Genomic DNA, 22,860 nt, shown 5'->3' with positions numbered 1-22,860 from the left:
GCCTCCTCGTCGACTGACGTCCTACAGGACGACGTTCACCAGGCGACCGGGGACGACGATCACCTTGCGCGGCTCGCCACCGGCGACCAGCTCGGCGATCTTCTCCTCGGCCAGCGCCGCCGCCTTGATCTCGTCCTGCGCGGCGGAGGCGGACACGACGACCCGCGAGCGGACCTTGCCGTTGACCTGGATCGGGTACTCGACCGTGTCCTCGACCAGGTACTGCTCGTCGGCCTTCGGGAACGGGCCGTGGGCCAGCGAGCCCTCGTGGCCCAGCTTCGTCCACAGCTCCTCAGCCACGTGCGGCGCCTGCGGTGCCAGCATCAGCACCATCGGCTCCGCCAGGGCGCGCGGGGTGCCCGCCGAGTAGTGCTTGGTGACGAAGTTGTTCAGCTCGATCAGCTTCGCGCCCGCCGTGTTGTAGCGCAGGTTCGCGTAGTCGTCGTGCACGCCGGCGATCGTCTTGTGCAGCAGCCGCAGCGCCTCGGCGGACGGCTCCTCGTCGGTGACGCGCAGCGAGCCGTCGGTCTCGTCGACCAGGTTGCGCCACAGGCGCTGCAGGAACCGCTGCGCACCGACGACGTCCTTGGTCGCCCACGGGCGGGAGACGTCCATCGGACCCATGGACATCTCGTAGAACCGGAACGTGTCGGCGCCGTACGTCTCGCACATCTCGTCCGGCGTGACGACGTTGTTCAGGCTCTTGCCCATCTTCCCGTACTCGCGGAAGACCTCTTCGCCGTTGTAGAAGAACTTCCCGCCGTCCTCGACCACCTGGGTCGCGGGCACGTACGTGCCGCGGGCGTCGGTCCACGCGTACGCCTGGATGTAGCCCTGGTTGAACAGGCGGCGGTACGGCTCGTCGCTCGACAGGTGCCCCAGGTCGAACAGGACCTTCTGCCAGAAGCGCGAGTACAGCAGGTGCAGCACCGCGTGCTCGACACCGCCGATGTACAGGTCGACGCCGCCGGGGTCGTTCGCGCCGTGCTCGGCGGTGCGCGGGCCCAGCCAGTACCGCTCGTTCTCCGGGTTGACGAACCGCTCGGTCTCGACCGGGTCGACGTAGCGCAGCTGGTACCAGCACGAACCCGCCCAGTTCGGCATGGTGTTCGTGTCGCGGCGGTAGGTCTTCAGCCCGTCGCCCAGGTCCAGCTCGACCGTCGTCCACTCACCGGCGCGCGACAGCGGCGGCGACGGGACGGTGTCCGCGTCCTCCGGGTCGAACGTGCGGGGGGAGTAGTCGTCGACGTCGGGCAGCTCGATCGGCAGCATCGACTCGGGCAGCGGGATCGCGGTGCCGTCCTCGTCGTAGACCACCGGGAACGGCTCGCCCCAGTAGCGCTGGCGGCTGAACAGCCAGTCGCGCAGCTTGAACTGGACGGTGCCGCGGCCGTGGCCGTGCTCCTCCAGCCAGCCGATGATCGTCTTCTTGGCCTCGTCGACCAGCATCCCGTCCAGGAACCCGGAGTTGATCGCGGGACCCTCGCCGGTGAACGCCTCGCCCTCGAAGCCCTCGGACGGCTGGACCGTGCGGATGATCGGCAGGTCGAACTTCTTCGCGAAGTCCCAGTCGCGCTGGTCCTGACCGGGCACGGCCATGATCGCGCCGGTGCCGTAGCCCATCAGCACGTAGTCGGCGACGTAGACGGGGAGCTCCGCGCCGTTCACCGGGTTCGTGGCGTACGCCCCGGTGAAGACGCCGGTCTTCTCCTTGTTCTCCTGGCGGTCCAGCTCGGACTTCAGGGACGCCGCGCGCCGGTACGCGGCGATGTCTGCCACGCGATCGGGCGCCGCAATCTGGTCCACCAGCTCGTGTTCCGGTGCCAGGACCACGTAGGTCGCGCCGAACAACGTGTCCGGACGGGTCGTGAAGACCTCAATGCTCTCGCTTCCCACCGCAAATCGGACTCGGGCACCGTGCGAGCGCCCAATCCAGTTGCGCTGCATGGCCTTGACCTTGTCCGGCCACTCCAGCCGGTCCAGGTCGTCGATCAGCCGGTCCGAGTACGCGGTGATGCGCATCATCCACTGGCGCAGGTTTTTCCTGAACACCGGGAAGTTGCCACGCTCACTGCGACCGTCCGCGGTGACCTCTTCGTTCGCCAGCACAGTACCCAGTCCCGGGCACCAGTTGACGGGCGCCTCCGACAAGTACGCCAGCCGGAAATCGCCCAAGATCCTTTGCTGGTCGGCAAAAGACAGCTCAGACCACGTGCGACCGTCCGGAGTGGGACGCTCGCCGGACTCGAACCGGGCGACCAGCTCGGTGATCGGACGGGCCTTGCCCGCGTCGGCGTCGTACCAGGAGTTGAAGATCTGCAGGAAGATCCACTGGGTCCACTTGTAGTAACCCGGGTCGATCGTCGCGATGCGGCGGCGCTCGTCGTGGCCCAGCCCCAGCCTGCGGATCTGCCGCAGGTAGGTGTTCATGTTGTCTTCGGTGGTCTTGCGCGGGTGCTGCCCGGTCTTCACCGCGTACTGCTCGGCCGGCAGCCCGAAGGCGTCGAAGCCCATCGTGTGCAGCACGTTCCGGCCGTTCATGCGGTGGTAGCGCGCGAACACGTCCGTGCCGATGAAGCCCAGCGGGTGGCCGACGTGCAGGCCGGAACCGCTCGGGTACGGGAACATGTCCTGCACGAACAGCTTGTCGTCCGGGACGTCACCCTTGAGCGCGCCCACGGGGTTCGGCGCGTGGTAGGTGCCGTGTTCCTCCCAGTACCGCTGCCACCGCTCCTCGATCCGGTTCGCCAGCTCCGCGGTGTAGCGGTAGGCGGGGATCTCCGCCGCGTCCGTGCTCATCTCAACGTCCCTCTCACCATCGATCCTGCCCCTGACATGACGAAACCCCCCAGCCCAGATGGGCATGGAGGGCTGCCGCGCCGACCGTCTTGCGATCAGGTCGTCGCGGCTAGATAAGGAGCAGGCGGGCCGTGCTCATGCCGTCAACGGTATCAGCGCACCGCAAGCGACCCGAACCGGGCGGTGTCGTGCGGCACATCGGGCCGGGGTGACTTTCCGGTGAACGCGGCGCAGCACCTACCCTCATGGGGTGAACATCGTGCTGTCGGTCGTCCTGGGTGTGCTCGGCGTCGCTCTCGGCGCCGTCGGTCTGCTCGGTCTGCAGGGCAAGCTGCGGCGCAACCGCTTCGTCGGGGTGCGCACGGCGGCGGCGCTGCGGGACGAGGAGACGTTCGCGCTGGCCAACCGCGTCGCCGGGGTGCCGAACGTCGCGGCCGGCCTCGTGGCCGTCGTGTCGGGCGCCGTCTCGTTCGCGCTGCCCGACCTGGCCGTCACGGCCGGGGTCATCGGCCTGGTCGGCGCGCTCGGCATCGCCGTCGCCGGTGGCGTGCTGGGGCACCGCGCGGCCGAGGCGCTGCCGGAGCCGGTCAAGCCCAAGGGCTGCGGCGGCTGCGCCTGCGGTGGTGGCGGCTGCTCGCCGCTCGCCGGTCTCTGAGCCACCCGAGCCGTTCGCGGCTCGGACGTTTCACGTGAATCAGTTGAGGCGGACGTCGGTCGGGTAGGTCGACAGGAGCGCGAGCGGCATGCCCTGCCGGCGCAGCACCCGGCCCCACAGGTCGACGTTCGCCCCGGCCAGCACGTCGTCGGCCAGGCCAGTGACGACCATCCAGTCGCCGCGCTCGATCTCGCCGGCCAGCTGGCCCTCGCCCCAGCCCGAGTACCCCGCGAACACCCGCAGGCCGCGGACCAGCGGCAGCAGGCTCTCCGGGTCGGCGTCGAGGTCGACCAGCGCCACCGGGCCCTGCACGCCGACCAGGCCCTCGACCTCCTCGGGGTCGGTACCGGCCTTCAGCGCCGCCAGGCACAGCGCCGTCTTCTGCTCGACCGGACCGCCGATGTGGATGCACTGCGGGCGGGTGACGTGCGGGCCCCACGGCGGCAGGACGTCGAGGACGGCCACCTCGGAGGGGCGGTTCAGCACGACGCCGAGGGTTCCCTCTGGGCGCTGGTCGATGATGTAGACGACCGTGCGCGTGAAGTTCGGGTCGGTCAGGCTCGGGGCGGCAACCAACAGGGAGCCAGCTTCGACCTCGGCATCGGGACGCACGTCACCATGAAATCATCCGTGATCGCCGGAACAACTCAGGGCCGCGCCCCGTTAGACTTAACTGTCGGATGTCTTTGTGTCCCCCGGGCTCAACAGACAACCGCCTTCGCGGAATACCGTACGGCTGGAGCCGCGTAGTGCACCGCGCCGTGAGGCGACCTGGCATCCGATCCAGGGGAGCCGGACCGTGAGGTCCGGCTTTCGTGGTTTCCGGGCAGGCGAGCATAGAGTGCAGGCGTGACAACGGCTGCGGAGCGGAAGCACCACTGGGGCTCGCGCCGGTTCCTCGGCATCCCGGCGTACCGCAGGCTCCTGGCCACCCGGCTCGCCTCGCAGTGGGGTGACGGGCTCTTCCAGGCGGGCCTCGCCGGAGCTGTGCTGTTCAACCCGGAGCGGCAGGCCCACCCGGCCGAGATCGCCGCCGGGTTCGCCGTGCTCCTGCTGCCGTACTCGTTCATCGGACCGTTCGCCGGTGCCCTGCTGGACCGGTGGGACCGCAGGCGGGTCGTCCTCGTCGCGAACCTCCTGCGCGCCGCGTTCGTGCTGTTCACGGCCGTCGCGGTCGGCATGGGGCTGTCCGGGCTACCGCTGTACGTCTTCGCGCTCATCGTCATGGGCATCGGCCGGTTCGTCGGGTCGGGGCTCAGCGCGGCGCTGCCGCACGTCGTGCCGGCGGACCACCTGGTCGAGGCGAACGCGCTGGCCGCGACCGCGGGTGCGGTCATGTCGGTGGTCGGCGCGGCCAGTGCGATCGCGTTCCGCGCGGTGCTCGGCGCCGGTGACGGCGGGTCGGGGTGGACCACCAGCATCGCCGCGGCCGGCATGCTGCTCAGCGCGTTCATCGCCAGCCGGTTCAAGGCGGGCGCCCTCGGGCCCGACGAGGTCGACGAGCCGCACAACGCGGTCAAGGCCGTCGCCCGCGGTCTGCTGGACGGCGCGAAGGCCACCCTGCGCACGCCGAGCGTCACGGCCAGCCTCGCGGCGCTGCTGGCGCACCGGGCCGCGTTCGGCGTGAACCTCATCATCACGCTGCTGCTGATGCGCTACGCCCTGGAGGACGTCGGCATCCTCAAGGCCGGCATCGGCGGGCTCGGCGAGGTCGCCATCGCCGGTGGCGCGGGCATCCTGCTCGCCGGCGTCCTCACCGACCGGATCGTCAGCCGGTTCGGCATCAAGCGCACGATCTGCGGCACGCTCGTGCTGACCGCGGTGGCCCAGCTCGCGCTCGGGTTGCCGATGACGCTGCCGTCGATCCTCGCGGCCAGCTTCTTCCTCATCTTCGCCGGTCAGGTCGTCAAGCTGTGCGTGGACACCGCGGTGCAGCACGACGTCGGCGACGAGGTGCGCGGCAGGGTGTTCGCCCTCTACGACACCCTGTTCAACGTCATGCAGGTCACCGCGGTGTCCCTCACGGCGACGGTGATCCCCCTGGACGGGCGCTCGCCCGCTCTCATCGTCACCGCCGCCGGTCTCTACCTGGCCGGTCTGGGCGCCTACCTGCTCCTGCTAGCGCGGAAACGGCAGGCGCAGCATGCCGCTCTCGTGCGCGAAGACGACAGCAGCCACCCGATCGGGTAGGTCGAGCCGCCGCAGGATGTCGGCGACCTCGTCGGCCACCCGCTGGTGCCCGAGACCGAGCACGCGCGCGATCTCGTGGTCGGCGTGACCGCGTGCGAGACAGCGCAGCACGGCCCGCTGGTCGTCGGTCAGCTCGTCCAGGTCGTGCACGACCGGACCAGCGGAAAGTCCCCAAGTGAACATCTGCATCACCCCCATGAGCAGTACCCATGGTGCCGTGGCGCGCTGTCAGTTCGCTAACGCGGGGATTTCATGCGCTCACGATGGGTCACCCGTTTGGTGGCGTAAGACCCTGGTCGCGGGCCCAGTCGAGCAACGCGGCCTCGGCCTCGTCGCGGTCCAGCGGCCCCCGGTCCAGGCGCAGCTCCTTGAGGAACTTCCACGCGGCACCGACCTGCGGCCCCGGCGGCAGGCCGAGCAGCTTCATGATCTCGTTGCCGTCGAGGTCCGGCCGCACGCGCGCAAGGTCCTCCTCGGCCGCAATGCGCGCGATGCGTTCTTCGAGGGAGTCGTACGTCCGCTGCAGCTGGTTCGCCTTGCGCTTGTTGCGCGTCGTGCAGTCGGCGCGGACGAGCTTGTGCAACCGCGTCAGCAGGTCGCCGGCGTCCGTCACGTACCGGCGCACGGCCGAGTCGGTCCACTCGCCGTTGCCGTAGCCGTGGAACCGCAGGTGCAGGTAGACGAGCTTCGCGACGTCCTCGGTGATCTCCTTCGAGTACCGCAACGCCCGCAAGCGCTTGCGGACCATCTTCGCGCCCACGACCTCGTGGTGGTGGAACGAGACGCCGCCGCCGGACTCGAACTTCCGCGTGGCCGGCTTGCCGATGTCGTGCAGCAGCGCCGCGATGCGCAGCACCAGGTCAGGTGACTGATCGACATCTTCGAGATCGATCGCCTGTTCCAGCACAACCAGCGAGTGGTCGAAGACGTCCTTGTGCTGATGGTGTTCGTCGATTTCCAGCTTCATGGCCGTGAGCTCCGGCAGGACGATGTCCGCCAGGCCGGTCTCGACCATGAGCTCGATGCCGCGGCGGGGGTGCGCCCCGCACAGGAGCTTCGAGAGCTCCACCTGCACGCGCTCCGGCGTGATGCGGGCGAGCTGGCCTGCCATCGACCGCATCGCCTCCACCACCCGCGGCGCCGCGGTGAAGCCCAGCTGGGAGACGAACCGCGCCGCGCGCAGCATCCGCAGCGGGTCGTCGCCGAACGACTCCTGCGGGGTCGCCGGCGTGTCCAGCACCCCCTCGCGTGCGGCGGCCAGGCCACCGGTCGGGTCGACGAACTGACGGGCGGCCACGTCGAACGCCATGGCGTTGACCGTGAAGTCGCGGCGGACCAGGTCGCCGTCGACGGAGTCGCCGAACGTGACCTCGGGGTTGCGGGTGACGCCGTCGTAGACGTCCGCGCGGAAGGTCGTGATCTCGATGATCTCGCCCTGCTTGGACGCGCCGACCGTGCCGAACGCGATCCCGGTGTCCCACTGGGCGTCGGACCAGCCGGTGAGGATCTTCTGGATCTCGGCGGGGCGCGCGTCCGTGGTGAAGTCGAAGTCGTTCGTCCGGCGCCCCAGGACGGCGTCGCGCACACTGCCGCCGACGAGGTAGAGGCGCTTGCCGGCGGTCGCGAACCGCTCGGCGAGCTCGGCGACGACTGGTGTGATGGTGGGCTCTTCCACCACCGCATTCTGCTGGAGCGGTCGAGACACGAGAAACCAGCGTACTCAACGATCGTAAGTACGATCGGCCGTATGCCCCCGTCAGCCGCTCGATCCGGAGGTGCCACGCCGGGGCGCCGGAAGCGGCGCCGGGGCCGGCGGCTCAAGACCGTCGACGAGACGTCGGCGGGCGGCCTGGTGCTCGACGGCGAGCAGCGGGCGGCGGTGATCGGCAGACTTGACCGGCGCGGCCGGTTGCTGTGGTCTTTGCCGAAGGGTCACATCGAGGCGGGCGAGACCGCGGAACAGACCGCGGTGCGCGAGGTCGCCGAGGAGACCGGTATTCATAGCAGGGTCCTGCGCCCGCTGGGGTCGATCGACTACTGGTTCGTCGCTGACGACCGCAGGGTGCACAAGACCGTTCACCACTTCCTCCTCGAAGCGACGGGGGGAGAGCTTTCCGACGAAGACGTGGAGGTCACCGAGGTGGCGTGGGTGCCACTCGGCGAACTGGACGAGCGACTCGCGCATGCCGACGAGCGCCGACTGGTCCGCCGAGCCGCCGAACTGCTCTCCGGCCGCCCCCGTGAAGGGGCCGAGTCGGCGTGAGCGTCAGGAAGCTCCTCTGCACAGCTGCCGTCGGCGCCTTCCTGCTGACAGCGACACCCCCGGTGCTCGCGGTCGAGCAGCAGGACGAACCCGAGCAGGTCAACGCGCTGCCGTTCGCGCCGGCGCCCGCCACCCAGGTGTGGGCGACCAGGCCGCTGTCCTCGCAGCCGGGCCAGCAGCAGCCGCCGCAGTTCGTGCGCATGGACATCGCGCAGCTGACCCCGCGGTTCGTCACCGGCGACTCGCCGGACAAGATCACGATCAGCGGCCGGGTCGTCAACGTCGGCGACCGCAAGGTGTCCGACATCGTGCTGCGCCTGGAGCGCGGTGAGCCGCTCGGCACCGAGGACGACCTGCGCAAGGCGTTGCGCGAGCCGGCGGCCGCCGAGTTCGTCCAGCCCAGGTTCACCGAGGTCGCCGACGAGCTCCAGCCGGGCCAGCAGCGCGACTTCACGCTCGAGGTGCCGTTGCGCGGTTCCGCGCCCACCTCGCTCGGCATCGAGGAGCCGGGCATCTACCCGGTCCTCGCCAACATCAACGGCAAGCCGGACTACGGCGGCACGGCGCGGCTGGCCGCGTTGTCGACGCTGCTGCCGGTGCTCGGCGTGCCCGGCGGCGGCACGAAGACCAAGGCGGGGGACCCCGCGAAGCTGACCATGCTGTGGCCGATCGCGGACAAGCCCAGGCTGGCCCGGTTGGGCGGCGAGGGCGACTCCGAGCTGGTCGACGACGAGCTGGCGCTGTCGCTGTCGGTCAACGGCCGGCTGTACGGCCTGCTGCAGGCCTACGAGCAGGCCGTGTCGTCGATGAGCACCTCGCTGTGCCTGGCCGTCGACCCCGACCTGCTGCGCACCGTCGAGGCGATGACGACCGGCTACCGGATTCGCGGTGGCGCCGAGGGCAGGGGCCGGGCGGAGGCCCAGCTGTGGCTCGACCGGCTCAAGCGCGCGGTCGCCGGCCGGTGCGTCGTGGCCATGCCGGACGCCGACGCCGACCTCGTGGCGCTCACCAAGGCCAAGCTCGGCGACATGCGCACGCTCGCGCTCAGCGGCGGCGTGAACGAGGTCAGGCGAATCCTCGCCGTCCAGCCGCTGCCCGAGCTGGTGTGGCCCGAGGACGGCCTGCTCGACCAGGCGACGTTCGACGAGCTGGGCTCCGGGCAGGACCACCCCTCTGACGAGGACCTCGACTACAACGGCATGAAGTCCGTGCTGCTCGCGCCGTCCGCCGTCGCCGACGCGCCCGGCACCGCGCCCGTCCGGCTGCTCTCCGTGGACCGCCCGGTCACCGCGGTGCGGATCGACTCGATGGTGTCCGACGCGCTGCAGGGCGGCGAGTCCCGCCCGCGCACGCTGTCCGGGGTCACGACGCCGGTGGAGAGCCAGCCGGTGTCCGTGCAGAACGCACTGGCCGCGCTCGCGTTCCGGGCCGGGTGGCAGGGCGACGGCCGCACCGTGCTGGTCACGCCGCCGCGCCGGTGGAACGCGCCGCTGTCGGAGATGAACGAGCTCCTGTCGGCGGCCCAGCGCCTGGTCACGGCCGGCTACGCGACCCAGGTCGGCTTGGAGGAGCTGGTCAGGGCCAAGCCGGAGGCGTCCGGCGCCAAGCTCACCTACCCGGCGGAGGCCGGCGCGCGGGAGATCTCCGCCTCGATCGCCGACTCGGTCGCGAGCCAGAACCTCGCGCTCGCCGGTCTGGTGAAGTCGATGCAGCAGGAGGACCGCGAGCACGCCGCTCCCGCCGACCTGGCCGGCCCGCTGCGCCTGGGCCAGCTGCGGGCGATGTCGAGCGCGTGGCGCGGTGACGAGAACGGCGCGCGCACCGCGGCGTACATCAGCGACAGCGAGATCAACCGGCTGTCCGGCCTCGTGAGCGTCACGCCGCCGAACAGCTCGATCCTGCTCGGCTCCGGTGACAGCCCCATCCCCGTCACCATCACGAACAAGCTCGACGTCCGCGTGACCGTGCGGATCGTGCTCGCCGAGACGCCCGGCATCCGCGCCAAGGAGCTCGCTGACCAGGTGCTGCCCGCCCGCGGCGAGCGGGTCGTGCGGGTGCCGGTCGAGGTGCTGCGCTCCGGCCGGTTCCCGGTCAACGTCCGGCTGACCACTCCCGACGGCGTCGCTCTGGGTGACACTGTCAAGCTGGAGGTGTCGTCGTCCGCCTACGGCACCACCACGGTGATCGTCACCGTGGTGGCCGCGATCGCGCTCGTCCTGCTCTCGGGACGGCGGATCATCAGGCGGGTCCGGGCTCGCAACGGCGAGAACGGCGACGACGCACCGTCCATCGAGAACGTGACACCGGAGAAGTCGAGCGCGTGAGCGAGTCAGCCACGACCACCGAGCCAGGGCAGCAGAAGCAGGCACCCTCGGTAGCCAGGGCCAGCGGCTCCATGGCGATCGCCACGATCGTCAGCCGCATCACCGGCCTGCTGTCGAAGGTCCTGCTGGTGTCGGCGCTCGGCGTCACCACCCTCAACGACTCGTACCAGGCGGCCTCCACGCTGCCGACCATGATCAACGAGCTGCTCCTGGGCGGCATCCTGACCAGCGTGGCGATCCCGCTGCTGGTCAGGGCCGAGAAGGAGGACGGCGACGGCGGTGAGTCGTACGCCCAGTGGTTGATCAGCATGGGCATGGCGGTCCTCGCCGTCGGCACGGTGGTCGCGGTGGCGTGCGCGCCGTTGCTGACCAAGCTCTTCATCGCCGACTCGCCCACCGCGAACCCGGCGCTGGTCACCGCGTTCGCCTACCTGGTGCTGCCGGGGATCATCTTCTACGGGCTGACCGCGCTGCTCAGCGCGGTGCTGAACGCCCGCCACGTGTTCGGCCTGCCCACCTGGGCGCCGGTGCTGAACAACGTCGTCGTGATCGGGGTGCTGGGCGTCTACTGGATGCTGCCCGGCGAGCTCTCGCTCAACCCGGTGCGCATGACCGACGTCCACCTGCTCGTGCTCGGCCTGGGCACCGCCCTCGGCGTCGCGGTGCAGGCCCTGGTGCTGGTGCCGGCGCTGCGCAGGACCGGCTTCCGGTTCAAGTGGCGGTTCGGCTGGGACGCCCGGCTGTCCGAGTTCGGCAACCTGGCGTTCTGGGTGATGCTCTACGTCGGCCTCGGTCTCGCCAGCATGACCGTGCTGACCAAGGTGGCGACGCACAGCGACGGTGCGCTGGGTGCCTACAACTACCAGTGGCTGATCGCGCAGGTGCCGTACGGCGTGCTCGGCGTTTCGCTGCTCACGGCGTTGATGCCGAGGATGAGCCGGGCGGCCGCGCACGGCGACAACGAGCAGATCGTGCGGGACCTGCTGTTCGGCAACCGCATGTCGGCGATCCTGCTGATGCCGTTCAGCGTGCTGATGACGGTCTCCGGTGTCGCGATCGGCCTCGCCGCGTTCGGCCACGGCAGGTCGGGCGTCGACGGCGGCACGATGATCGGCCTGGCGCTGGCGCTGTCGGCGTTCGGACTCGTGCCCTACGCGGTGACGTTGCTGCAGCTGCGCGTCTTCTACGCGATGAAGGACGCGCGCACGCCGACGTTGCTCCAAGCGTTGATCGTGGCGGTCCGGATCGGGTTGCTCTACTTCTTCCTCGCCGTGTCCGAGCCGGAGCAGCTCGCCGTCGGTGTGTCGCTCGCCATGTCGCTCAGCTTCGTCTTCGGCGCCGTGGCCGGTCAGGTGTGGTTGCGGGTCCGGCTGGGCCGGCTGCGCACCGGGTTCACGATCTGGACGATCTGCCTGACCGTGGTCGCATCGGCCATCGCCTTCGCGGTGGCCAAGGGCATGAACGCGCTGGTCCTGGGCGCGTTCGGGTCGATCCACCCGGTTGCCGCCGGATGGGTCGAGACCATCCTGGTGACGGTGATCGGCCTGCCGCTCGCGTTCGGTCTGCTGGCCGCGTTCCGGGTGCCGGAGATGAAGCCGGCGATCGACAAGATCAACCGTTTGGTGCGGCGCCGATGACTCCAGTCCGTGAGCGTCTTCCCGTAGCCTGGTGCCCGTGAGTAGCGGAGTCCACGCCGCCCTGGTCCCCGGCGGTGTCATCGGCAACGGCCGGTACCGGCTGCTCGCGCAATCCGGCTCCGACGCCAGATCCAACGCGGAGCTGTGGCGTGGCCGCGACGGTCAGCTCAACCGGGACGTGGCGCTGACCATCCTGCTCGGCGACCTCGCGGACAACGAGGCCGCCGCCCGTGCCCGCCGGACGGTCGAACGCGCGATGCACGCCGCGTCGTTCACGCACCCCGGTGTGTCGCGGGTGATCGACGTGCTGACGCCGGGCACCGGCATCCGGCCGGACGAGGGCATCCTCGGCATGGTCGTGGCCGAGTGGACCCAGGGCACCGACCTCATGGACCTGATCGCGGAGGGCCCGCTGCCCGCGGGCGCCGCGACCAGGCTGCTGGAACCGCTGGGCGCCGCCATCGAGGGCGCGCACCACGCCGGTCTCGTGCTGGGCGCCGACCACCCGCAGCGCATCCGGGTCACCTCGGACGGCCGCCTGCGCCTCGCGTTCCCCGGCCCGCGACCGGACGCCATCGCGCGTGACGACGTCAAGGGCCTCGGCGCGATCCTGTACCTGCTGCTCACGGGCCGGTGGGCGCTGCCGGGCGGGCCGGCCGACGTGCCGCTCGCCCCGACCGGTCCCGACGGCACCGTGATCGCCCCCAACGCGCTGCACCCGTACCTGCCCCACGAGCTGTCCTCGGTCGCGGTGCGCTCGCTGGAGGACACGTCGGTGGGCGGCATCCGCACGTCCGCGGCGATCCTCCAGGTGCTCGACCAGATCGCGGCGGAGGAGGCCGAGACCTCGCTGATCCCGGCCGTGGGCACGACCTCCTCGTCGAAGGACGACGAGGTCGTGTGGACGACCCAGCGCCCGGTGCAGGACAAGCAGCAGAAGAAGAAGCTGTGGATCAGCGTCGGTGTGCTCGCGGCCGCGACGGTCGCCGTCATCGTGTGGCTGAGCATGCAGATCGTCGGGTTCTTCAGCGACGAGCCGACCAAGGGCGGCGGCCCGACGGTGGTGGTCAACCAGCCGGGCACGAACGGCCAGACCGCCGAGGCGCCGAAACCCGCGGGACCGGTGCAGCCGGGCCGGATCGGCGTCTACGACGTGACGAACCAGCCGGACAGCGCGAACCAGGCGAGCCGCGCGGTCGACAACAACGCGAGCACGTTCTGGCGGACGGACAACTACTTCCAGCAGTTCCCCGCGCTGAAGCCGGGCATCGGGCTGATGGGGTCGTTCGCGGAGCCGGTGCGGCTGGCGTCGATCACGATCACCTCGCCGAGCGAGAAGACCCACGTGCAGATCCGGGTGGCGTCGTCGCAGGACGCGCCGCTGGAGGAAACGAAGATCATCGGCGAGGGCGACCTGTCCAACGGGCAGACCCAGATCCAGCTGGCCGAGCACGAACCTGCCGCGCACGTGCTGATCTGGATCACTCAGCTCTCCAGCCCCGGCGCCGGCAAGAACCAGTCGGAGATCCGCGAGATCCTCTACACCCGCGCTCAGTGAGTGCACGCGGGGAGCTTTCGTACTCTCCTGGCGCACGAAGGGTCCCCGCGTGCGATCAGCGGTGATCCCGGGCAGATCGGCTGTGACCAGCCTCGCTATCCTCGGGCCGTGACCGCCGCAGCCAGCTCGGACGCCGACCTCATCTCGGCCCACGCCGCAGGTGACCCCTACGCGTTCTCGGAGTTGGTGAAACGGCACCGCGACCGGATGTGGGCGGTGGCGCTGCGCACGCTGCGCGACCCGGAGGAGGCCGCGGACGCGCTCCAGGAGGCGTTCATCTCGGCCTTCCGGGCGGCGTCGTCGTTCCGCGCGGAGTCACAGGTCACCACCTGGCTGCACCGGATCGTGGTGAACGCGTGCCTCGACCGGATGAGACGGCGACAAACAAGACCCACGGTGCCGCTGCCCGAGGCCGGTCCCGGCGAGCCCGTCGCACCCCGTGACGCGATGAGCGACCGCGAGACCAGCCTGATCGTGCAGAAAGCGCTGATGGAGCTGCCGGAGGAGCAGCGCGCCCCCATCGTGCTGGTCGACGTCGAGGGCTACTCCGTCGCGGAGACGGCGAAGCTGCTCGGCATCGCGGAGGGCACGGTGAAGAGCCGGTGTGCGCGAGGTCGCGCCAAGCTCGCCAAAGTTCTCGGGCACCTCAGGAACCGAGTCGCAGATGCGAACGTCCCAGCTGACGGTGTGAATGTGCAAGAGCAACGTCAGTGGGAGGGCCGATGACCGGCATGGAGCGCGTGCCGATGGGTCCGCCGTGGTCGGTTGACCTCATCGCGGACCTGCACGCGGGCGTGCTGCCCCCTGAGGTCGCCGCACAGCTGCGCCCGCGCGTCGAGGCGGACCAGGAGGCCCGCGAGATCCTCGACGCGCTGGACGCGACGCTGGCGGACCTGGAGGCGTTGCCCCCGATCCCGATGCCCGACCACGTGGCGGCGCGGATCGACGCGGCGCTCGCCGCGGAGGCCAGGCCGGTCGCACCCGTCGTGTCGCTCGACGAGGCCCGCAAGAGGCGCAACCGCAGGATGGGCCTGGGCGGCGGGGTGCTGGTCGCGGCCGCTGCCGCGTTCGGCATCGTCTTCGCGATGTCGCCCGGCGGTGACCAGGCGAACAACCCGCCCGCCGCGCAGCAGACCAAGCCGACGACGACCACGAACCCCGCGGCCGAACCGCCGCTGGCCGTGAAGGAGTCCGAGCTGGGCGCCGCGGTCGGTGACGTGCTCAAGGCGCAGAACTACGGCCCGCTGGAGACCCAGGACCGTCTGGCCGGCTGCCTGCAGGGCGGTGGCATCGCCAGCTCGGCGAAGCCGCTGGGGATCAGCCCGATCACGCTCGACGGCAGGAACGCGGTGATGGCCGTCCTGCCCGCAGGGCTGGGCCAGTACCGGCTGGTCGTGCTGGACCCCGACACCTGCGGACCGGACAAGCCGGAGGGCGTTCTGGCGAACACCACCATCGGCCAGAGGTAGCGACGGGATCGATCACGGAGGTGGTCGCTCAGATCACGGAATTAGCTGCACCTACGATCCGTTGAGCCAGTCAGACGACGAGATCGAGGAGTTGCCGGGACCGTGAGCGTGCGCAACGTGATCATCATCGGATCGGGGCCTGCGGGCTACACCGCGGCGGTCTACGCCGCACGCGCGCAGCTCGAGCCCCTGGTATTCGAGGGCTCGCAGTACGGCGGCGCCCTCATGACGACGACCGAGGTCGAAAACTACCCCGGCTTCCGCGACGGCATCATGGGCCCCGAGCTCATGGAGCAGATGCGCGAGCAGGCGACCCGCTTCGGCGCCGAGCTGCGGGCCGAGGACGTCGAGTCGGTCGAGCTGACCGGCGAGGTCAAGAAGGTCGTCGCGAACGGCGTCACCTACGAGGCCAAGGCCGTCATCCTCGCGATGGGCGCCGCGGCCCGCTACCTGAACATCCCCGGCGAACAGGAGCTGCTCGGCCGCGGTGTGTCGGCCTGTGCGACCTGCGACGGGTTCTTCTTCCGCGACCACGACATCGCGGTCGTCGGCGGCGGTGACACGGCGATGGAGGAGGCCACCTTCCTCACCCGCTTCGCCAAGTCGGTGACGGTCATCCACCGCCGCGAGGAGTTCCGCGCCTCCAAGGTCATGCTGGAGCGCGCCCGCGCCAACGAGAAGATCAAGTGGCAGCTGAACACCCAGGTCACCGACGTGCTGGGTGACGGCACCGTGTCGTCCATCAAGGTCAGGGACACGCAGACCGGCGCCGAGTCCGAGCTGCCGGTGACCGGCTTCTTCCTGGCGATCGGCCACGACCCGCGCTCGGCGCTGGTCAAGGGCCAGGTCGACCTGGACGAGGAGGGCTACGTCCTGACCAAGGGCAAGACCTCCTACACGAACCTGGACGGCGTGTTCGCGGCCGGCGACCTCGTCGACCACGAGTACCGCCAGGCGATCACCGCCGCCGGCTCCGGCTGCAGCGCCGCGATCGACGCGGAGCGGTGGCTGGCCGAGCACGGCGAAGAGCACGCCGAGATCGCCGCGGAGGCGGTCGGCGGCGGCTACGGCAAGAGCAGCTGAAGTTCCTCTGCACGGACCTTCTGACTTCGGAACTAGGGAGAGAACCATGGCAGGCGCCACCGTCACGGTGACCGACAAGTCGTTCGCGGACGACGTGCTGACCAGCGAGAAGCCCGTGCTGGTCGACTTCTGGGCGACCTGGTGCGGCCCGTGCAAGATGGTTGCGCCGGTGCTGGAGGAGATCGCCGCCGAGCACGGCGAGAAGCTCACCATCGCCAAGGTCGACATCGACGCCAACCCTTCGATCGCCCGCGACTACCAGATCATGTCCGTGCCGACGCTGATCCTGTTCCAGGGCGGCCGTCCGGTGAAGCAGATCGTCGGCGCGAAGCCCAAGGCGGCGCTGCTGAACGACCTGGCCGACGTGATCGGCTGACGACCGACGTGGTTGGCTGATCACGCAGTCAGCCACTCGCGTGCAACGTGCAACGTGGCCCGCCCGTCTATCGATAGGACGGGCGGGCCACGTTGCTTCGCGGCTCTCTCGAAGGTGATCCAAGTACGACTGTGAGTAGCCCTGCATCGATCACTAAGAGCAGCAGGGCACAATGAGGGCTTCCCACCTACCGCGCCGACAGCGATCGGCGCCCTAGTCGAGCGAGGGTGCATGCAGCTGCTCCGCCGCGGGGACGTCGGAAGTGATGTTGCCGAGATCCGGTCGACCCTGACCAGGCTCGGACTGCTTCCGCCGGCCGACCCACAGGCGCCGCCGGAGTTCGACCAGCAGGTCGAGCACGCCGTGCGCGCGTTCCAGCAGCAGCGGGGGCTGATCATCGATGGCATCGTCGGCCCGGCCACCTACCGCTCGCTGCGGGACGCGACCTTCCGGTTGGGGGACCGGCCGCTCGCGTTCCTGATGTCGCAGCCGACGACCGGTGACGACGTGCTGATGTTGCAGGAACGCCTGCTCGAGCTCGGCTACGACGCCGGCCGGGCGAACGGCGTGTTCGGTCAGCAGACCGAGCAGGCGCTGAGGAACTTCCAGCGCGACTACGGCCTGATCGTGGACGGCATGTGCGGTCCGGACACGGTGCGCGCGTTGCGCCAGCTCCAGCCGAAGGTCCGCGGCGGGCGTCCGGTGCTGCTGCGCGAGCAGGAGCAGGTCCGCACGGCCGGTTCGCGGCTGTCGGGCAAGCGGATCGTCATCGACCCCGGTCACGGCGGCCAGGACCGCGGTGTGGTCGTGGACGGCGTGTCCGAGTCGGACCTGATGCTGGACCTGGCCCGTCGCCTCGAGGGCAAGATGGCGGCGACCGGCATGGAGGCGCTGCTCACCCGCGGGCCCGCCAACTGCCCGGACGAGGCCGAGCGCGCGCGCTTCGCGAACGAGGCCGGCGCCGACCTGATCCTGTCGCTGCACGCGGACGGCAACTCGTCGCCGAACGCGCAGGGCGTGTCGACGTTCCACTACGGCACCGGCAACGGCACGTCGTCGACGGTGGGGGAGGCGCTCGCCGGGTTCATCCAGCGCGAGGTCACCGCCCGCACGTCGATGGTGAACTGCGGTTCGCACCCGAAGACGTGGGACCTGCTGCGGCTCACCCGCTGCACGGCCGTCCGCGTCGAGGTGGGCTACCTGACGAACGCCGAGGACCGCGCCCGGCTGGCCACGCCCGGCTTCCGCGACATCGTCGCCGAGGGCATCCTCGTGGCCGTGAAGCGCCTCTACCTGCTCGGCAAGGACGACCAGCCGACGGGCACGTTCACGTTCAACGACCTGCTGCGCTACGAGATGTCGAAGAGCTAGCCGTTTCACATGTCACGCGGGGGCCCCGCGTTCCCCTGGAGGGAACGCGGGGCCCCCGCGTGACGTCTCAGGCCGGGCGGAAGCTGGGTTCCGCGGTCGAGACGGTGACGCTGTTGAGGAGGCGTTCGAGGGCGGCCTCGACGTCTTCCTTCCAGGTGATGGCGCTGCGCAGCTCCAGACGCAACCGGGGCCAGCGCGGGTGCGGCCGCACGGTCTTGAAGCCGACGCTCGTGAGGAAGTCGGCAGGCGTGACGCAACTGCTCGCCTCGTCGTCCGGCCGCATGTCGCCGAACGCCTCGACCGCCTTCACGCCGCGCCGGGTCAGGTCCTTCGCCACGGCCTGCACGAGCACGCGGCCGAGTCCTCCGCCGCGGAACTCGGGGAGCACGTCGAGCGACGTCAGCAGGACCGCGTCCGGGCTGACCGGCGAGGTGGGGAAGGCAGCACTGCGCGGCACGGCAGCGGGCGGTGCGTAGAACGCCGAACCGGCCGGAATGCCGTCGCAGTAGATGAGACGGCCGCACGAGCCCCACTCGAGCAGGACGCTGGAGACCCAGGCTTCCTTCTCGAACTCCGTGTCCCCGTACTCCTCGGCCTGTTCGCGCAGGTGAGGGGCCAGTTCCCAGAAGACGCACGTTCTGCTGTGCTTGGAGAGATGCTCCAGGTTGTCCAGCGTGACGCCCACGACGCGACGGGACACCCCGACCTCCACCCGTTAACACACACAGTGAACCCACACGAGCGTAGGCGAATGTGACGGAACCGGGAAGGCGCGTGCCCTGAACGGGACGACGGTTACACTCGCTCGGGACAATTCCCATTCAGGAGTCCCTCATGACGATGCCCGGACAGCCCGCCAAGCAGGGCCCCAGAAGCCTTGACCCCCACCTCCGCCGCTACGCAGCGCGCACGGCAGGGATGACGGCATCGGAGATCCGGGCACTTTTCGCAGTCGCGTCACGTCCCGAGGTGGTCTCGCTGGCGGGCGGCATGCCGCACCTGGCCGCGTTGCCGCTGGACTCGCTGTCCGCGGAGATCGGCCAGCTCGTCGCCACCGAAGGTCTCGTGGCGTTGCAGTACGGCTCGGCGCACGGTGTTCCACTGCTGCGCGAGCAGATCTGCGACGTGATGGCCATGGAGGGCATCAACGGCCACCCGGACGACGTGGTGGTGACGGTCGGCTCGCAGATGGGCCTGGACATGGTCACCCGGATCTTCTGCGACCCCGGTGACGTGGTGATCGCGGAGGGTCCGTCGTACGTGGGGGCTCTCGGGTCGTTCACGGCCTATCAGGCGCAGGTCGTGCACGTGGCGATGGACGCCGATGGGCTCGTGCCCTCGCTGCTGCGAGAGGCGCTGGAAGCCTGCAAGCGCGCCGGGCAGCGGGTGAAGTTCCTTTACACGATCCCGAACTTCCACAACCCGGCCGGCGTGACGCTGGCGGTGTCGCGGCGGGCTGAGATCCTGGAGATCTGCCGCAGCTACGGCGTGCTGGTCGTGGAGGACAACCCGTACGGCCTGCTCGGGTTCGACGGGCAGACGTACCCGGCGCTGCGGTCGATGGACCCGGACAACGTCGTGTACCTCGGGTCGTTCTCGAAGACGTTCGCCGCCGGTCTGCGGGTCGGCTGGGTGCTGGCCCCGCACGCGGTGCGGGAGAAGCTGGTGCTGGCGGCCGAGTCGGCCACCCTGTGCCCGCCGACGCTGAACCAGATGATCGTGTCCCGGTACCTGTCGACGCAGGACTGGAAGGGTCAGATCAAGACCTACCGCGAGGCCTACCGCGAACGGCGGGACGCGGCGATCTCGGCGCTTGAGCAGCACATGCCGCAAGGTTCCACGTGGAACATCCCGGATGGCGGCTTCTACGTCTGGGTGACCGTGCCGGAGGGCATCGACACGAAGGCGATGCTGCCGCGTGCCGTGACCGCCCGCGTGGCGTACGCGTCCGGCACCGGTTTCTACGCGGACGGCTTCGGCTCCCGCCAGCTGCGCATCTCGTACTGCTACCCGACGCCGGAGCGCATCCGGGAGGGCGTCCGCCGCCTGGCGAACGTCATCGAGGACGAGATGCAGCTGGCCGCGACCTTCGGGGCGACGACGGGCCGGCAGCTGTCCGGTCCGCAGACCCCGTCGCCCGACACCGCCTGATCCTTGGAGTTGTGCTGTGGCTGACCGCATGGTCGCTGTGCTGTCCGGTGGGCTCTCCCACGAACGCGAGGTCTCGCTCCGCTCGGGCCGCCGGCTCTCCGCCGCGCTGCGCTCGGTGGGCGTCACCGTGGAGGAGTGGGACGCCGACGCCTCGTTGGTGACGCGGCTGCGCGAGCACCGCCCGGACGCCGTCGTCGTCGCCCTGCACGGCGGTGAGGGCGAGAACGGCTCGGTGCAGGCGATCCTGGAGATGCTCGGCGTGCCCTACGTCGGCACGGACTCGCGTGCGTGCCGCCGGGCGTGGGACAAGCCGACTGCGAAGGCTGAGCTGGCCCGTGCGGGCCTGGCGACGCCGGAGTGGGTGGTCCTGCCGCACGCGACGTTCCGGGAGCTGGGTGCCAAGCCGGTGCTCGACGCGATGGTGTCGACGCTGGGGCTGCCGTTGATGCTCAAGCCGGACCAGGGCGGCTCGGCGCTGGGCGCCCAGGTGGTGCGGGACGCCGCGGAGCTGCCGCCGGCGATGGTCGGCTGCCTCGCCTACGGCGACACCGTCCTGGCCGAGCAGTTCATCGCCGGCGTCGAGGTGGCGGTCTCGGTGGTCGACGGTCCGGACGGGCCCACGGCACTGCCCGCCGTCGAGATCGTGCCGGAGACCGGCGTGTACGACTACACCGCCCGCTACACCGCCGGGCTGACCGACTTCCACGCGCCGGCCCGGCTGGACCCGGCGGCGGCGAAGGCGGTCGGCGAGCTCGCGGTCGCGGCCCACCGGTTGCTCGGGCTGCGGGACGTGTCGCGGACCGACGCGGTGGTGGCGGAGGACGGGACCGTTTACTTCCTTGAAGTGAACGTGTCGCCCGGACTGACCGAGACCTCGCTCCTGCCGATGGCCGTCGAGGCGGCGGGGCAGTCGCTGGGGGAGATCTACGCGGGGTTGGTGGAGCGCGCCGTCGCTCGCTGAGGCCCTCTGTCGACAACGGAAAACAGGTGACGCCCCGTATCCTTTCGGATGTGGGGCGTCATCGTCACCGTGACACAAGGCCCGTGGGTGATCCTATGGGCCTACTCCGAAGTCCGAATTGTCGGATTCGAGTTCATCAGGCCGACGATCCGCTCAAGATCGTCAACTGACCCGAACTCGACGACGATCCGGCCCTTCCGCTGCCCCAGTTCGACCTTCACGCGGGTGTCGAAGCTGTCCGAGAGGCGCTCGGCGAGCTCCTGCAGACCCGGCGCGTGCAACTGCTTGCGCGGGGCCTGCTTCGCCTTCGCCGGCTTCTCGTTCTTGGCGATCGTCACCGCTTCCTCGGTCGCGCGGACCGACATGCCCTCCGCGACGATCCGGGCGGCGAGCTCCTCCTGCGCGCCGGCGTCGTCGAGACCGAGCAGTGCGCGGGCGTGGCCGGCGCTGAGCACGCCCGCCGCGACCCGGCGCTGAACGGGGAGGGGGAGCTTGAGGAGGCGGATGGTGTTCGTGACGACGGGGCGGCTGCGGCCGATGCGGTCGGCGAGCTCCTCGTGCGTGACGCCGAACTCCTCCAGCAGCTGCTGGTAGGCCGCCGCCTCTTCGAGCGGGTTCAGCTGGACGCGGTGGATGTTCTCCAACAGCGCGTCGCGCAGCATCACGTCGTCGGCGGTCTGCCGCACGATCGCCGGGATGGTCTTGAGCCCGGCCTGCTGGGTGGCCCGCCACCGGCGCTCGCCCATGACGAGCTCGTAGGTGTCACCGCCGAGCTCGCGCACGACGATCGGCTGCATGAGCCCGAACTCCTTGATGGAGAACGACAGCTCGTTGATCGCGTCCGGGTCGAACACCTGGCGCGGCTGCTTCGGGTTCGTCCTGATCGCGGTGACCGCGATCTCCCGGTAGACAGCGCCCGCCACTTCGCCGACGGGGGACTGCTGGTGCTGTTGCTGGGCCTTGGCACCGTTGCCCGTCAGCACGGGCTTGATGGCGCTGGGCGCGCCGGGTGGCGGACCCTGCGGGATCAACGCGGCCAGGCCGCGCCCGAGTCCCCCCTTGCGCTGTTCCGTCATGCGCCCTCTCCCTTGGCCCCGCGCTGCGCGATCTCCTTGGCGGCGTCGAGGTAGCTCATCGACCCGCGCGAGCCGGGGTCGTACGTCAGCACCGTCTGCCCGAAGCCCGGCGCCTCGCTGACCTTCACGCTCCGCGGGATCACCGTCCGCAGGACCGTGTCGCCGAAGTGGCTGCGCACCTCGCTCGTCACCTGGTCGGCGAGCTTGGTGCGGCCGTCGTACATCGTCAGCAGGATCGTGGAGATGCCGAGGTCCGGGTTCAGGTGGTGCTGCACGAGCTCGATGTTGCGCAGCAGCTGGCTCAGCCCTTCCAGCGCGTAGTACTCGCACTGGATCGGGATGAGCGCCTCCTGGGCGGCCACCATCGCGTTGACGGTCAGCAGGCCGAGGCTCGGCGGGCAGTCGATGAAGACGTAGTCGGGCTGGAGCTCGTCCAGTGCCTCCGGGCTCAGCGCCTCCTTGAGGCGCGACTCGCGGGACACCATGGACACGAGCTCGATCTCGGCGCCGGCGAGGTCGATCGTCGCGGGCACGCAGTAGAGGTTCGGGGACGTCGGGCTGACCTGAGCCGCCTCGGCGATGGAGATCTCACCGATGAGCACCTCGTAGACAGACGGCGTGCCGGACCGGTGCTCGACCGAGAGCGCCGTGCTCGCGTTGCCCTGCGGGTCGAGGTCGATCACGAGCGTCTTGAGCCCGTGGATGGCGAGTGCGGCGGCGAGGTTCACCGTGCTCGTCGTCTTGCCGACGCCACCCTTCTGGTTGGCGACGGTGATGACCCGCCGGTGCCTCGGGCGGGGGAGCAGGGACTCGTCAGGGTGCAGCACGTTTGCCGCACGAGCCGCCTCTTCTGCAATCGGGGTCCACACCACGGCGCTGTCATCTCCGTTTTTGGTCGGCTTCGGCTTCGGCTGGGATCCAGTTTCACGTGAAACGTCGGCAGTTTG

General features: G+C 70.1%; 20 protein-coding genes. 13 read left to right on the top strand and 7 right to left on the bottom strand.

The genetic code is table 11. The features are described 5' to 3' along the window. Positions 1–21: 21 nt before the first annotated feature. Positions 22–2,799 carry a leucine--tRNA ligase gene (gene leuS / locus ACZ7CF_RS14545; RefSeq protein WP_360393795.1) on the bottom strand — a complete coding sequence of 926 codons (2,778 nt, stop codon included), beginning with the start codon at positions 2,797–2,799 and terminating at the stop codon, positions 22–24. Positions 2,800–3,049: 250 nt separating this feature from the next. Here leuS and ACZ7CF_RS14540 point away from each other — a divergent pair, with 250 nt between their 5' ends. Continuing rightward, complete coding sequence (locus ACZ7CF_RS14540) at positions 3,050–3,454, top strand: SdpI family protein (protein WP_360393792.1); 405 nt, start codon at positions 3,050–3,052, stop codon at positions 3,452–3,454. Between the two features lie 39 nt (positions 3,455–3,493). On the opposite strand, the gene ACZ7CF_RS14535 is transcribed toward ACZ7CF_RS14540, so the two are convergent. Further along, positions 3,494–4,066, bottom strand: a complete 573-nt coding sequence (locus ACZ7CF_RS14535; RefSeq protein ID WP_360393789.1) for a YqgE/AlgH family protein — start codon at positions 4,064–4,066, stop codon at positions 3,494–3,496. 237 nt (positions 4,067–4,303) lie between these two features. Between ACZ7CF_RS14535 and ACZ7CF_RS14530 the strand changes: the two genes are divergently transcribed. Then, positions 4,304–5,644: an MFS transporter gene (locus ACZ7CF_RS14530; protein ID WP_458429839.1), complete on the top strand. Its 1,341-nt coding sequence runs from the start codon at positions 4,304–4,306 to the stop codon at positions 5,642–5,644. Here the strand turns inward: ACZ7CF_RS14530 and ACZ7CF_RS14525 are convergent. Together ACZ7CF_RS14525 and ACZ7CF_RS14520 are read right to left on the bottom strand one after the other, a co-directional pair. After that, positions 5,573–5,827, bottom strand: a complete 255-nt coding sequence (locus ACZ7CF_RS14525) for a LuxR C-terminal-related transcriptional regulator (protein ID WP_360393783.1) — start codon at positions 5,825–5,827, stop codon at positions 5,573–5,575. The genes ACZ7CF_RS14530 and ACZ7CF_RS14525 overlap by 72 nt on opposite strands. An 85-nt stretch (positions 5,828–5,912) precedes the next feature. Next, on the bottom strand, positions 5,913–7,349 hold the full coding sequence (locus ACZ7CF_RS14520) for a CCA tRNA nucleotidyltransferase (protein WP_360393780.1): 1,437 nt from the start codon (positions 7,347–7,349) through the stop codon (positions 5,913–5,915). Between the two features lie 42 nt (positions 7,350–7,391). On the opposite strand from ACZ7CF_RS14520, the gene ACZ7CF_RS14515 reads away from it, so the two are divergent. The 9 genes from ACZ7CF_RS14515 to ACZ7CF_RS14475 all read left to right on the top strand — a co-directional run bounded on the left by ACZ7CF_RS14515 (position 7,392) and on the right by ACZ7CF_RS14475 (position 17,725). Beyond that, positions 7,392–7,907: an NUDIX hydrolase gene (locus tag ACZ7CF_RS14515; protein WP_360393777.1), complete on the top strand. Its 516-nt coding sequence runs from the start codon at positions 7,392–7,394 to the stop codon at positions 7,905–7,907. Continuing rightward, entirely contained in the window at positions 7,904–10,231 is a 2,328-nt protein-coding gene (locus ACZ7CF_RS14510; protein WP_470369757.1) for a DUF6049 family protein, read from the top strand. Before ACZ7CF_RS14515 ends, ACZ7CF_RS14510 begins: the two co-directional genes overlap by 4 nt. After that, complete coding sequence (murJ, locus tag ACZ7CF_RS14505; protein WP_470369756.1) at positions 10,228–11,868, top strand: murein biosynthesis integral membrane protein MurJ; 1,641 nt, start codon at positions 10,228–10,230, stop codon at positions 11,866–11,868. Before ACZ7CF_RS14510 ends, murJ begins: the two co-directional genes overlap by 4 nt. Before the next feature lie 37 nt (positions 11,869–11,905). Continuing rightward, positions 11,906–13,426 (top strand): protein kinase family protein, encoded by a 1,521-nt coding sequence (locus ACZ7CF_RS14500; RefSeq protein WP_360393769.1) that lies wholly within the window; start codon positions 11,906–11,908, stop codon positions 13,424–13,426. Positions 13,427–13,534: 108 nt separating this feature from the next. Beyond that, positions 13,535–14,152, top strand: coding sequence for an RNA polymerase sigma factor SigM (gene sigM / locus ACZ7CF_RS14495; RefSeq protein WP_360393766.1), 618 nt, complete (start codon positions 13,535–13,537; stop codon positions 14,150–14,152). Continuing rightward, on the top strand, positions 14,149–14,895 hold the full coding sequence (locus ACZ7CF_RS14490) for a hypothetical protein (protein ID WP_360393763.1): 747 nt from the start codon (positions 14,149–14,151) through the stop codon (positions 14,893–14,895). The genes sigM and ACZ7CF_RS14490 overlap by 4 nt, the downstream gene beginning before the upstream one ends. A 102-nt stretch (positions 14,896–14,997) precedes the next feature. Further along, positions 14,998–15,978 (top strand): thioredoxin-disulfide reductase, encoded by a 981-nt coding sequence (trxB, locus tag ACZ7CF_RS14485; protein WP_360393760.1) that lies wholly within the window; start codon positions 14,998–15,000, stop codon positions 15,976–15,978. 46 nt (positions 15,979–16,024) lie between these two features. Next, entirely contained in the window at positions 16,025–16,354 is a 330-nt protein-coding gene (trxA, locus tag ACZ7CF_RS14480; RefSeq protein ID WP_053732153.1) for a thioredoxin, read from the top strand. Between the two features lie 231 nt (positions 16,355–16,585). After that, positions 16,586–17,725, top strand: coding sequence for an N-acetylmuramoyl-L-alanine amidase (locus ACZ7CF_RS14475; protein ID WP_360393757.1), 1,140 nt, complete (start codon positions 16,586–16,588; stop codon positions 17,723–17,725). A gap of 67 nt (positions 17,726–17,792) precedes the next feature. On the opposite strand, the gene ACZ7CF_RS14470 is transcribed toward ACZ7CF_RS14475, so the two are convergent. Then, positions 17,793–18,425 carry a GNAT family N-acetyltransferase gene (locus tag ACZ7CF_RS14470; RefSeq protein WP_458429837.1) on the bottom strand — a complete coding sequence of 211 codons (633 nt, stop codon included), beginning with the start codon at positions 18,423–18,425 and terminating at the stop codon, positions 17,793–17,795. A gap of 134 nt (positions 18,426–18,559) precedes the next feature. Here ACZ7CF_RS14470 and ACZ7CF_RS14465 point away from each other — a divergent pair, with 134 nt between their 5' ends. Together ACZ7CF_RS14465 and ACZ7CF_RS14460 are read left to right on the top strand one after the other, a co-directional pair. Continuing rightward, positions 18,560–19,876: an aminotransferase-like domain-containing protein gene (locus tag ACZ7CF_RS14465; RefSeq protein ID WP_360397097.1), complete on the top strand. Its 1,317-nt coding sequence runs from the start codon at positions 18,560–18,562 to the stop codon at positions 19,874–19,876. Positions 19,877–19,892: 16 nt separating this feature from the next. Next, positions 19,893–20,837, top strand: coding sequence for a D-alanine--D-alanine ligase family protein (locus tag ACZ7CF_RS14460; protein WP_360397096.1), 945 nt, complete (start codon positions 19,893–19,895; stop codon positions 20,835–20,837). A 101-nt stretch (positions 20,838–20,938) separates the two neighbouring features. Here the strand turns inward: ACZ7CF_RS14460 and ACZ7CF_RS14455 are convergent, their stop codons facing one another. After that, positions 20,939–21,913, bottom strand: coding sequence for a ParB/RepB/Spo0J family partition protein (locus tag ACZ7CF_RS14455; RefSeq protein ID WP_360397095.1), 975 nt, complete (start codon positions 21,911–21,913; stop codon positions 20,939–20,941). Next, a complete protein-coding gene (locus ACZ7CF_RS14450) occupies positions 21,910–22,785 on the bottom strand; it encodes a ParA family protein (protein WP_360397094.1) in 876 nt (291 codons plus the stop codon). The genes ACZ7CF_RS14455 and ACZ7CF_RS14450 overlap by 4 nt, the downstream gene beginning before the upstream one ends. Between the last annotated feature and the right edge of the window lie 75 nt (positions 22,786–22,860).

Source organism: Lentzea sp. NPDC036955, assembly GCF_055608005.1.
This window is presented reverse-complemented; position numbering and strand designations above follow the sequence as displayed.

Bases quoted from the DNA above. Each gene is read 5' to 3' on its own strand.
- leuS (WP_360393795.1), bottom strand. From the start codon at position 2,799: ATGAGCACGGACGCGGCGGAGATCCCCGCCTACCGCTACACCGCGGAG.
- ACZ7CF_RS14525 (WP_360393783.1), bottom strand. From the start codon at position 5,827: ATGTTCACTTGGGGACTTTCCGCTGGTCCGGTCGTGCACGACCTGGAC.
- ACZ7CF_RS14515 (WP_360393777.1), top strand. From the start codon at position 7,392: ATGCCCCCGTCAGCCGCTCGATCCGGAGGTGCCACGCCGGGGCGCCGG.
- ACZ7CF_RS14490 (WP_360393763.1), top strand. From the start codon at position 14,149: ATGACCGGCATGGAGCGCGTGCCGATGGGTCCGCCGTGGTCGGTTGAC.
- trxA (WP_053732153.1), top strand. From the start codon at position 16,025: ATGGCAGGCGCCACCGTCACGGTGACCGACAAGTCGTTCGCGGACGAC.
- ACZ7CF_RS14475 (WP_360393757.1), top strand. From the start codon at position 16,586: ATGCAGCTGCTCCGCCGCGGGGACGTCGGAAGTGATGTTGCCGAGATC.
- ACZ7CF_RS14465 (WP_360397097.1), top strand. From the start codon at position 18,560: ATGACGATGCCCGGACAGCCCGCCAAGCAGGGCCCCAGAAGCCTTGAC.
- ACZ7CF_RS14455 (WP_360397095.1), bottom strand. From the start codon at position 21,913: ATGACGGAACAGCGCAAGGGGGGACTCGGGCGCGGCCTGGCCGCGTTG.